This window comes from Psychrobacter sp. Ps4 (assembly GCF_022129285.1).
Lineage (GTDB): Bacteria > Pseudomonadota > Gammaproteobacteria > Pseudomonadales > Moraxellaceae > Psychrobacter > Psychrobacter immobilis_A.
Genome location: NZ_JADQAK010000011.1, coordinates 18,454 through 30,685 on the forward strand (window position 1 = coordinate 18,454; position 12,232 = coordinate 30,685).

General features: G+C 44.9%; 9 protein-coding genes. 8 read left to right on the forward strand and 1 reads right to left on the reverse strand.

Going from position 1 to position 12,232, the window contains the following annotated elements; genetic code table 11:
- Positions 1-23 precede the first annotated feature (23 nt).
- Positions 24-1,004, reverse strand: a complete 981-nt coding sequence (locus I3252_RS07900) for an Hsp33 family molecular chaperone HslO (protein WP_238034797.1) — start codon at positions 1,002-1,004, stop codon at positions 24-26.
- Between the two features lie 324 nt (positions 1,005-1,328).
- Between I3252_RS07900 and I3252_RS07905 the strand changes: the two genes are divergently transcribed.
- From I3252_RS07905 to I3252_RS07940, 8 genes are all read left to right on the forward strand, one after another.
- Positions 1,329-2,315 carry a glutamate/aspartate ABC transporter substrate-binding protein gene (locus tag I3252_RS07905; protein WP_045453598.1) on the forward strand — a complete coding sequence of 329 codons (987 nt, stop codon included), beginning with the start codon at positions 1,329-1,331 and terminating at the stop codon, positions 2,313-2,315.
- Positions 2,316-2,411: 96 nt separating this feature from the next.
- Positions 2,412-3,158, forward strand: coding sequence for an amino acid ABC transporter permease (locus tag I3252_RS07910; RefSeq protein WP_055123453.1), 747 nt, complete (start codon positions 2,412-2,414; stop codon positions 3,156-3,158).
- Positions 3,155-3,826: an ABC transporter permease subunit gene (locus I3252_RS07915; RefSeq protein WP_238034798.1), complete on the forward strand. Its 672-nt coding sequence runs from the start codon at positions 3,155-3,157 to the stop codon at positions 3,824-3,826. Before I3252_RS07910 ends, I3252_RS07915 begins: the two co-directional genes overlap by 4 nt.
- A gap of 182 nt (positions 3,827-4,008) precedes the next feature.
- Positions 4,009-4,740 (forward strand): amino acid ABC transporter ATP-binding protein, encoded by a 732-nt coding sequence (locus I3252_RS07920; protein ID WP_045443837.1) that lies wholly within the window; start codon positions 4,009-4,011, stop codon positions 4,738-4,740.
- Between the two features lie 214 nt (positions 4,741-4,954).
- On the forward strand, positions 4,955-6,175 hold the full coding sequence (locus tag I3252_RS07925) for an FAD-dependent oxidoreductase (protein WP_238034799.1): 1,221 nt from the start codon (positions 4,955-4,957) through the stop codon (positions 6,173-6,175).
- Positions 6,176-6,504: 329 nt separating this feature from the next.
- A complete protein-coding gene (locus I3252_RS07930) occupies positions 6,505-8,292 on the forward strand; it encodes an AMP-binding protein (protein WP_238034800.1) in 1,788 nt (595 codons plus the stop codon).
- Between the two features lie 277 nt (positions 8,293-8,569).
- Positions 8,570-10,345 carry an AMP-binding protein gene (locus I3252_RS07935; RefSeq protein WP_238034801.1) on the forward strand — a complete coding sequence of 592 codons (1,776 nt, stop codon included), beginning with the start codon at positions 8,570-8,572 and terminating at the stop codon, positions 10,343-10,345.
- Positions 10,346-10,480: 135 nt separating this feature from the next.
- Entirely contained in the window at positions 10,481-12,091 is a 1,611-nt protein-coding gene (locus I3252_RS07940) for a carboxyl transferase domain-containing protein (RefSeq protein WP_193007741.1), read from the forward strand.
- Positions 12,092-12,232: the final 141 nt, after the last annotated feature.

Sequence of the window (12,232 nt, forward strand, 5' to 3'; positions counted from 1 at the left end):
AAGCGAGCTTCACTAAATCCTAATTACTCAGAAAATATCGTGGTCACATCGTCTTTATTAAATCTATACATCTCGCCACAAAAGCCGCAATCCATCTCAAAGTTACCGCCTTGCTCATCAATGATGTCTAAGGCTTCTGCTTCACCGATTTGCTCAATGGCCATCTCACATTTCTCACGTGAGCAGGTGCAACCAAATGATAATGCAACAGGATCGGGCGCGACGACATTTTCTTCATGATACAAGCGATACAGGATTTCGTTGGCATCAAGCGTGGTCAACTCTTCAGCTTTCACTGTCCGTGTCAAAACGCTCAGACGTGTCCATAAGTCATCGTCGATACCCGCATCTTGGTTTTGCTCGACTTCATAGGTTTCTTCAGCAGTACGAGGAAGCATCTGTACCAACATGCCACCCGCTTGCAGACCATCAGACGCCAAATTAATCAAGGTTGGAATCTGCGCCGATTGCTTTTGGTAGTGCGCTAAGCAGTCTGCCAAATTGTCATGGCTGCGCTCGACGATGCCTTGATAGGCTTCGCCGCCTTCAGGCTGAATGTTAATAAACAACACGCCTTGACCCATCGCACCCAATTCAGCAAATGCCTCTTTGGCATGAGTCATATTTTCCCAAGCCTGTACTTGCTCATCAGTCTCACCCTTCCAGCTAGCAAGGGCACGGATGATACCGTCTTGATTGCATTCTGCCATTGCCCAGTTTAGCAAGCTATCGCTGTCTGATGATTGCAACTGAATGGACAGGTGACCATTGATTTTGACCGTGCCGATAAGCAAGCTCGCTGCTGTCAGCATCTCACCCAATAAGCGCTTGATCGCTTCAGGATAAGGCTTTTGGGCTATCGTACTGGCATAGCTGCGTGATAGGCGCACCACATCACCGCGCACTGGCGAATCTTCAATAAAGAAACGTTGACGTACGTCATTGTCACTATGGTTGCCAGCGTTCTGGCTGTCCGTATTAGGGACTTGAGTATCTTGTGTCATAGGTCATTTATAGTATTAAGAAGTTGTTAGCTTTATGGGGATTCATCGTGATTTATCAATTGCCCGTTAGATATTGTTTAACAGATTAAAGGCGTTTATTGGATAGTTATGGTGATACTAAACCCGATATCCTTGAAAAATAAGCCTCATTAAAAAAATTTTACCCACACCCGCTAATTTGTTGTACAGTAACATTAAGTTGCATTGTGATAAATAACAGCAACAACAACCGCATGGATGCGTGGCAATAAGGTCAATGAATAAGACCTATGTCGTCCAAGCACTCATTCAATCTTGTGATAATGTGATAAAAGGATGTATCTCATGAGCTATCTATCTTCTAGGTCTTTCTCTAAACCTTTAACTCTCGCTGCTTTTATGGCGCTAGGTCTTGCAGGGTGTAATAACAGTAGCCAAACCAGCACTGATGCGCCAGCAGATGATGCAACAGCGACAGAAACCACTACCAACGGTACTCTACAAAAAATCAAAGACTCGGGTACTATCGTAGTCGGTCACCGCGACTCTTCTATTCCATTTTCTTATATCGCTGACGACCCAAATCAGCCGATTGGCTATGCGCACGATTTAGAGATGAAAGTCGTCGAAGCGGTTAAGCAAAAGCTAAACATGCCAGACCTCAACGTCCGTTATAACCTTATCACCTCACAAACCCGTATTCCCTTGGTACAAAACGGCACGGTCGACTTTGAATGTGGTTCAACCACCAACAACGAAGAGCGTCAAAAACAAGTGGCATTCTCCAACGGTTTCTTTGAAATCGGTACGCGTCTATTGACCAAAAAAGACTCAGGTATTCAAGATTTCGAAGACCTAAAAGGTAAGACCTTAGTCACCACCGCAGGCACAACTTCAGAGCGTTATATTCGTCAGTATAATGATGACAACAAAATGGACATGAATATCATCTCAGCAAAAGACCACGGCGAAGGCTTCCTTATGCTAGAAAATGGTCGCGCGGATGCTTTTATGATGGATGATGTACTACTCGCTGGCGAAAAAGCCAAAGCAAAAAATCCTGATGAATGGGTCATCGTCGGCACGCCGCAATCGTTTGAGATTTATGGTTGCATGATGCGTAAGGATGATCCTGAGTTCAAAGCAGTGGTCGATGAAGCGTTAGCGAATGTCTTTAAATCAGGGGAAATCAACAGCATTTATGACAAGTGGTTCTTAAACCCAATCCCACCAAAGAACGTCAATCTAAACTTTGAGATGTCTGATAACTTAAAAGCCTTGATTGCCAGTCCGCATGACAGCGCTCAGCCGAAAGTTGCGACGGCACAGTAATTATTGTCCTGCAACATAGCTTGCTTACGTGTTAAGACTGATGTTGATCTCAATCTTAACACGTAGGATTTTCAGTCGCTGCTCGGAGAGACAACCATGAATTATAGCTGGAACTGGGGTGTGCTATTTGAGCAGACTGGTATCGGTAATGAGCTTTATATCCATTGGATGATTACTGGTCTTGGCTGGCTACTATTGATTGGTAGTATCGCATGGGCCATTGCTATGGTCGTAGGTACTATCTTTGGCATCATGCGTACTTTGCCTAATAAGACCGCTCGTGCCATTGGCACCGCTTATGTGACATTTTTTCGTAATATTCCACTGCTTGTCCAGTTGTTCTTTTGGTTTTATATTGCACCTGGCTGGCTCACGCCCACGATACAAGAGTGGTGGTATAAGGATTTATCGCCCAACACTTCAGCCATGCTTTCAGCGAGTATCGGTCTTGGCTTATTTACCGCCGCTCGTATCGTTGAACAAGTACGTACAGGTATTGAGTCGTTGCCCGAAGGTCAGATCAATGCTGCTTATGCACTAGGCTTTAGTATTCCGCAAGTCTACAAAGAAGTACTGCTACCGCAGGCCTTTCGTATTATTCTGCCACCGCTCAGCTCTGAGCTGACCAACTGCTTCAAAAACGCCTCCGTTGCCTCATTAGTGGGGGTAATGGAGCTGATTAGTCAAACCAAAACCATCAGCGAATACACCCAAAACAGCATCGAGATTTATACCTACGCGACGATTATTTATTTAGTATTTAACTTATCGTTGATTGCTATTATGGGGTTAATTGAGCGCAAACTGCGTGTACCTGGGCTCATTGCAGGAGGTCAGAAATGAACATGATGACCGAATTGGCAACAGCCTATCCTGGTTTGATGGGCGGCATGATTACCACCTTAAAGGTGCTGTTTTTGGCGATTATTGGTGGTATTAGCTTAGGAACGGTATTGGCGTTGATGCGCTTGTCTGGTATCAAAGTGCTTGAGATTCCAGCAAAGCTATACGTCAATTACTTCCGTTCTGTACCGCTACTACTGGTGCTACTGTGGTTTTACTTTGCCGTACCGATGATTTATTTTTGGATAGCGGGTAAGTACTTACAACTTGATGCTGCTTTTGCCTCTTGTGTGGTTGCTTTTATGATGTTTGAAGCCGCTTACTTTTCAGAAGTGGTGCGTGCTGGTATTCAGTCAATTGGTAGTGGGCAGGTCAATGCCACCAAAGCGCTGGGTATGACTTATGGGCAGACCATGCGTCTGGTTATTTTGCCACAAGCCTTTCGCAAAATGCTGCCGCTAATCTTGCAGCAGTGTATTATTTTATTCCAAGATACGACGTTAGTTTTCGCTATTGGTTTGACAGATTTTTTCCGCGCCGCCTATGTACGCGGTGAGCTGATGGGTTTGCTGACGCCTTACATTTTGGGTGCTGGTGCGGTGTATTTTATCATCAGTGTCAGTGCCTCCGTGGGCGTCCAACAATTGCAAAAGCGTTTGCGATTTTGATAGATATTTATCTTGGTTTGCGCTTTTTGAGTGTTGAGGCTTTGGTTGAGTAGTTGATTCAACTTTTCTTAAATGACGATTATTAAAAACAATGTGGTTAGGAGCCAGTGATGAGCAAAGCTGATACATACTTAAATGCCTTTGGCGGACTGGTCACCAATAATGGTCATGCTAGTGATGAGATGGTCATTCAAATGTCCGATGTCAGCAAATGGTATGGGGATTTTCAAGTATTGAGTGATTGTACGGCGCATGTACATAAAGGTGATGTCGTCGTCGTGTGCGGGCCATCAGGTAGTGGTAAATCAACCTTGATTAAAACGGTCAATGGACTGGAGCCTTTTCAAGAAGGTGGGATCATGGTGAATGGTATCTCAGTTGGTGCGGCAAAAACCAATCTACCAAAATTACGCAGCCGTGTCGGCATGGTCTTTCAGCATTTTGAGCTGTTTCCACATTTGACCATTATTGATAATTTAACGGTGGCGCAAATTAAAGTATTGGGTCGCAAAGAGAGCGAGGCCAAGCAAAAAGCCATGGCATATTTAGATCGCGTTGGACTAACGGTACAGGCCGCGAAATATCCCGCGGAGCTATCGGGTGGTCAGCAGCAGCGTGTGGCGATTGCACGAGCGCTGGCAATGGATCCTGTAGCGATGCTCTTTGATGAGCCGACTTCTGCGCTTGACCCTGAGATGATTCAAGAAGTACTTGATGTTATGGTCGAGTTGACTCGCGATGGCATGACCATGATGTGTGTGACCCATGAAATGGGCTTTGCCAGTCAGGTAGCCAATCGTATTATCTTTATGGACGAAGGTCATATTGTCGAGAACTGTAGTAAAGATGAGTTTTTTGAAGGGGCAAAAAGTGATCGCGCGCAACTTTTCTTATCGAAGATTTTGAATCACTAACCATTTATATATTTTTTCTCATGTAGCTCTAGGGTGATATCAAGCGTCTATTTATCAATAGGCGCTTTTTTGTGCGTGATAGCTTGATGTATTTAACAGTGATGTTGATATGATTGGTCTATAAGTGAGTAGATGAGTGCATGGCTGTTTACTGATACAATAGCGGTCAATATGCTAACAACTAAAATAATTGCTTATCTATATGGGAGCTAATATGAGCGCTGAAAACTCAGAAGTATCAAACAACGGTATCGTCATTATTGGTGCAGGTTTGGCAGGCTGGCATGTCATTGATGCCATTCGTGCGAAAGACAAAGACATTCCAATTACCTTAATTACTGCCGACAGTGGCGATCGTTATCACAAGCCAATGCTGACCATGGCTATTAGCCAAAAGAAAAGTGCAGCAGATTTGGTCAGAGCCACTGGCGTTGATGCCGCAGAAGCTGCAAATATTAAGCTACTTGCCAATACGCAAGTGACGGATGTTGACGCTAGTACTCAGCAGTTGCAGCTTATCTCTGCACTGCGCTCAGATCCCGTTTATACCAATTACGCTACGATCGGCTATGACAAGCTGGTACTAGCGATGGGTGCGCACCCTATCTTCCCAAAAAGCTTGCCAGAGGATTTAGTATGGCATGTCAATCATATTGAGCGCTTTGGACAGTTGCAAGAAAAGCTAGCCACTGGCAGTCAGCACGTCGCTATCGTTGGTGCTGGTATGGTCGGGACGGAGATTGCAGAGGACTTATTAAAAGCAGGTCATCAAGTGACGCTCATTGATCTAAACGATGCGCCACTATCACAAATGCTACCGCCAAAAGCAACTTCTCGTATCGCCCAAGCGGTCAATTCGCAAGGGATTAACTTTTTAGGAGGGTATCAGGTATCTGCTATTACTCGTATCAGTGATGGAAAACTGCAGGTCAGTTATGAGGCGCTAGCATCAGCGACAGACAGCAGTACTGCTGAGCCAATTGAACCGCTTATGGTCGATCATGTGATTGCCAGTACAGGTCTGACCGTCGATGACAAACTGCCTACCGCAGCTGGTGTCGATTTTGACCGTCGCACTGGGATCGTGGTGGATGCGCCGACCTTGCGTACCAGTACAGCCAATATCTATGCTATTGGTGATTGTATGTCGATCAATGGGGTAGCATGTCGCTATGTCGCGCCATTGCGAGCGCAGGCAGCTACCATTGCTGATGATATCTTAGGTCATGAGCATAACGGCTATGAACATAAGCCACCGATGATTCGTCTAAAAAACAAAGCCATCTCTGTGATGGTAACAGGCGTACCGCAAGCGGTTGGCAATTGGCAAGTTAAAACCGAAAGTGAAGATGAGCTTGTCATGGATTTACTTGGTGACAACGATGCAGTTAGTGCAACGGTAACGATCAAAGCACCTGCAGTGCCTAAAGGCTAAAAGATAAAATCTAATTGTAAAAGTATTACAGACCATAGCCAGTGTTGCCATTTAGTGCAGCACTGGCTTTTTTACGGCTATTACTTTTTAGATTAATCATAATCGATACGCACTGTATCTATATGATTGACAGTCTTTTGTTTAAGGCGCTATATTGGTTGGAGCGTGATTTGACTATCATGTCTATTGAACAAACATATTCAAGGAAGAATATCGTGTTTACGGTAGTAGCACATTTTTACTTTCTATGATTATAGAAAGTTGTCTAATAATCAGTTTTATATCAGTACAAACATTAAACACCAAACAGCAAAACGAAAGGACTCGTGATGACTCAGATTACCGATTTTGACAGCATTATTAATGAAAGTACGCCTAATAACAATATTCTCAATAATATCCCCAAAGTTAATGTAGGCGTGCGTTCAGCAAATGCGCCACTCACCCAAAGCCATGATAAAGGCATTGATGTGCCGCTGATTGAGGCGACCATCGGTGATTTTTTTGATGCCATTGTCAATAAATATCCTGATCGTGAAGCTTTGGTTTCTCGTCATCAAAATATTCGCTGGACGTATCGCGAACTACAAGAGAAAGTTAATCAGTTAGCGAGTGCCATGATTGAAATGGGGCTAGAAATCGGTGATCGCATCGGTATCTGGTCACACAATAATGCTGAATGGCTGTTGATGCAATTGGCAACCGCGAAAGTCGGCGTTATCCTCGTCAATATTAATCCTGCTTATCGTACCTTTGAGCTGCAATATGCGCTGAATAAGCTGGGCTGTTCGGCATTGGTATTGATGCGTCATTTCAAAAGCAGCGACTATACGCAAATGATTCGTGAGCTATGTCCCGAGATTTATCATAAGAACTATCAGCAATTGGACTTGGTGGAGATTCCAACGATTGAGCGCATCATTTGGATTGATGACTCAGAAAGCGATGAGAATTTTAATTTTATGCAGAAATTCTCCGCTTGGATGGCAGAGGGTAACGCAAACGACCCTCGCGTAGTTGCACGCCAAGCCCAGCTTAAGAATACCGATGCTATTAGTGTGCAGTTTACCAGTGGGACGACAGGTACGCCAAAAGGTGCGACCCTAAGCCACCGCAATATCCTCAATAATGGCTACTTCCTTGGCGAAGGTATGAGGCTGACAGAGGAAGATAGGCTATGCATTCCATTACCACTTTATCACTGCTTTGGGATGGTGGGTGGTAACTTAGCCATTTTGACCCATGGTGGCTGCGCGGTGTATCCCAACGATGGTTTTGATCCGCTCACCGTATTGCAAACAGTCGAAAAAGAAAAATGTACCGCCTTGCTCGGCGTACCGACGATGTTTATCGCAGAGCTCGATCATCCAGACTTCGACAGTTTTGACTTGACCAGCTTACGTACTGGTATTATGGGCGGCTCTAGCTGTCCGATTGAGGTCATGCGCCGCGTCATGGATAAAATGCACATGAGCGAGGTGACGATTGCTTATGGCATGACCGAGACCAGTCCAGCTTCTTGTCAAACCAGCTCGCAGACGCCACTCGAAAAAAGAGTCTCTACCGTAGGGATGGTACTGCCCGCGCTTGAGGTCAAAATTGTCGACACTGAAACGGGTGATGTCGTCCCGATTGGAGAGACGGGCGAATTACTCACTTATGGCTACGCGGTGATGAAAGGCTATTGGGGCAGCCGCTTTAAAACACGCGCGGCGATTACTGATGGCTGGATGCATACGGGTGATTTGGCGGTAATGGACGAAGATGGCTACATCACTGTGGTGGGTCGTAGCAAGGACATGGTCATTCGCGGCGGCGAAAATATCTATCCAGTAGAAGTTGAGAACTATCTCTATCGTCATCCGAAGATTCGCGATGTACAAATTGTTGGTGTTCCTGATAAAAAGTACGGTGAGGTACTCGCGGCGTGGATTATTACAAAAGAGCCAAATAGCTTAAGCGAAGAAGAGGTAAGGCAGTTTTGTTGTGACCATATTGCTCATTATAAAGTGCCGACCTACTTTCGTTTCGTTGATGAATATCCAATGACCATCACTGGTAAAATTCAGAAATTCAAAATCGTTGAGCAAATGATAAAAGAATTGGGTCTGGAGTGATTTGAGACTATTAACCACTGGAAAAGCCAGCTTTTTTCTATGTGTGATAAGGCTGGATTTTTTGATTTAAGTCATTCAAGAAATTCGTCACTTAATCATGACTGATGAATTTATCTTATAATATCATTTTAAATGATACATATTGTATTACTATTATTGACAGTCTTCGATTTAAGACGGTATAGTAGCTAACGCTAGTTAATACCTGTTCAAGGAAGAATGAATCGGTGATAGGCGACTAATAAGCACCATAAAAAGTAAAACGAAAGGACTCGTTATGACGCAAACTTCTGATTTTGATGCGACTCAAATTGATTTTGATACTATTCTAAATAGCATTCCTAGTATTAATATGGGCGCACGCTCAGCAAATGCACCGCTTACCCAAAGCTATGATAAAGGTCCTGATGTACCGCTCATTGAAGCGACTATCGGTGACTTTTTTGATGCTATTGTATCCAAATATCCAGAGCGCGAAGCCTTGGTTTCTCGCCATCAAAATATTCGCTGGACCTACCGAGAACTGCAACAGCAAGTCAATCAGTTAGCGAGTGCCATGATTGAAATGGGGCTGGAAATCGGTGATCGCATCGGTATCTGGTCACACAATAATGCTGAATGGCTGCTCATGCAATTAGCAACGGCAAAAGCCGGTATTATCCTTGTCAATATCAATCCTGCCTATCGTACCTTTGAGCTGCAATATGCCTTGAATAAATTGGGCTGCTCAGCGCTTGTGCTAATGCGCCATTTTAAAACCAGCGATTACGCCAGTTTAATCCGCGAACTGTGTCCTGAAATTTATCATAAAGACTACACCCAGCTTGATTTGGTCGAGATTCCGACGATTGAGCGTATCATCTGGATTGATGAGCCAGCATCTGAAGAAACCTTTGGCTTTATGCAGAAATTCTCTGCATGGATGGCGGAAGGCGATGCCAACGACCCACGTGTTGCCGAGCGCCAAGCCCAGCTCAAGAACACCGATGCCATCAATGTCCAGTTCACCAGTGGCACGACTGGTACGCCAAAAGGTGCGACTTTAAGCCATCGTAATATTCTTAACAACGGTTACTTCATCGGTGAGGCCATGAACCTTACTGAAGAAGATAGACTGTGTATTCCAGTACCTTTATATCATTGCTTTGGTATGGTGCTCGGTAATTTAGCGATTCTGACGCATGGCGGTTGTATCGTCTATCCGAACGATGGCTTTGAGCCGCTGACGGTATTGCAAGCAGTCGAAGAAGAGAAGTGTACGGGTCTACATGGCGTGCCAACGATGTTTATCGCTGAGCTTGACCATCCGGAGTTTAAAAACTTTGATCTATCGACTTTGCGTACGGGCATCATGGCAGGCTCTAGTTGTCCGATTGAAGTCATGCGCCGCGTCATCGACGAGATGCACATGAGTGAGGTCACCATTGCGTATGGCATGACAGAGACCAGTCCCGTATCTTGTCAGACCAATGAACATACGCCGCTTGATAAGCAAGTATCGACTGTTGGTTTAGTGCAGCCTGCACTTGAAGTCAAAGTTGTCAATACGGAAACGGGTGAGACTGTCGCATTGGGCGAGACAGGTGAACTGCTTACACGTGGCTATTCAGTGATGAAAGGCTATTGGGGCAGTCGCTTCAAAACCCGCGCAGCCATCCAAGATGGTTGGATGCATACGGGTGATTTGGCAACCATGGATGAGGACGGTTATGTCAAAATCGTTGGTCGTAGTAAAGATATGGTCATTCGCGGCGGCGAGAATATCTATCCCGTCGAAATCGAAAACTATCTGTATCGTCATCCTAAGATTCGGGATGTGCAAATCGTCGGTATTCCTGATAAAAAATATGGTGAAGTACTTGCGGCATGGATTATCCCTAAAGAAGCAGACAGTTTGACAGAAGAGGAAGTTCGCCAGTTCTGTAGCGAGCATATTGCCCATTACAAAGTACCGACTTATTATCGTTTCGTGACCGAATATCCAATGACCATCACTGGCAAAATTCAGAAATATAAAATCATTGAACAAATGAAAGAAGAGCTGGGTTTGTAGTCAGATGATTATTTAATCTGTAATACTAAAGACTATTTAGCATCTGTTATATTGAAAATTATTATTATGAGTCAAGACTAAAAGAAAAAAGCCACTCGCATTTACGTATCTACGTATTAAAGAAAAAGGGATATCATGAGCGCTATCATAACCAGTAAACTGAGTCCAAACTCAAGCGACTTTCAGCAAAACAGTGCCGCCATGCAAGCGGTGGTCGATGACTTATATGGTCACTTGCGTAAAGTCGTGCAAGGCGGTTCAGAGCGTGCCCGTGCCAAGCATTTAGCCCGTGGCAAACTCTTGCCTCGTGAGCGTGTCGAGCGTTTGCTCGATGTAGGTACGCCATTTTTAGAAGTGGCACCGATGGCAGCGCACGATATGTATGGCGAAGAGATTCCAGCGGCGGGCGTGATTGCGGGTATCGGTCGTATCAATGGTATTGAGTGTATGATCGTCTGTAATGATGCCACGGTAAAGGGCGGCACTTATTATCCAATGACGGTCAAAAAACATCTGCGTGCACAAGAAATCGCGCAAGAAAACAATTTGCCTTGTGTTTATTTGGTGGATTCAGGCGGGGCTAACTTACCCAATCAAGATGATGTGTTCCCTGATAAAGAGCACTTTGGTCGCATCTTTTTCAATCAAGCCAATATGAGTGCGGCAGGTATTCCACAGATTGCCGTGGTCATGGGCAGCTGTACGGCTGGCGGGGCTTATGTGCCAGCGATGAGTGATGAGTCTATTATCGTGAAAGACCAAGGTACTATCTTTTTGGGTGGTCCTCCACTGGTCAAAGCGGCGACAGGTGAAGAAGTTACTGCCGAAGATTTGGGCGGCGGCGATGTACATACCCGTCTGTCTGGGGTCGTCGATCACTTAGCACAAAGCGATACCCATGCGTTGTCGATTGCGCGCAACATTGTTAGCCATCTAAATCGTCCTGCGAAGCAAGTGCCCAATCAAATCAAACCGCGTCCACCACGCTATGATGCCAAAGAGCTATATGGCGTCATTCCAACGGACAAGCGCAAGCCATTTGATATCAAAGAAATCATTGCTCGTATCGTCGATGACAGTGCTTTTGATGAATTTAAATCACGATTTGGCACGACGCTGGTTTGCGGCTTCGCTCATATCGAAGGAATGCCAGTCGGTATCATCGCCAACAACGGCATCTTATTTAGTGAATCAGCGCAAAAAGGCACGCACTTTATTGAGCTGTGCTGCAAACGCAAAATCCCATTGGTATTCCTGCAAAACATCACTGGCTTTATGGTCGGTCGCAAATATGAAAACGAAGGCATTGCACGTCATGGTGCCAAAATGGTTATGGCAGTCGCCAATGCTAAAGTACCAAAATTCACGGTCATTGTCGGTGGTTCATTCGGTGCCGGTAACTACGGCATGTGTGGCCGCGCTTATAGTCCGCGCTTCTTATGGATGTGGCCAAATGCGCGCATCTCGGTAATGGGTGGCGAGCAAGCAGCATCGGTCTTGGCAACGGTCAAGCGTGACAATTTTGATCGTAAAGGCGAGGCATGGAGTGATGATGATGAAGCTGCATTTAAAGCGCCGATTCTCGATATGTATGAAAAGCAAGGTCACCCATATTATGCCACCGCGCGCATGTGGGATGATGGCGTAATTGACCCTGCTGATACACGTCATGTATTGGCATTAGGGTTAAGCGCTGCCTATAACGCTCCGATCGAAGAGACGACTTTTGGTGTTTTTAGGATGTAAGCATTTTCAGACCTTCCCATAATAAGCGGCTACTGCATCAACCTCATTTGAAGTACGATTTGTACATCTACATTCGGTTTTCTTGTATTAACATTATTATGGATTGACCAAGCGTTGGTTTAAGTATTTACATAAAAATAT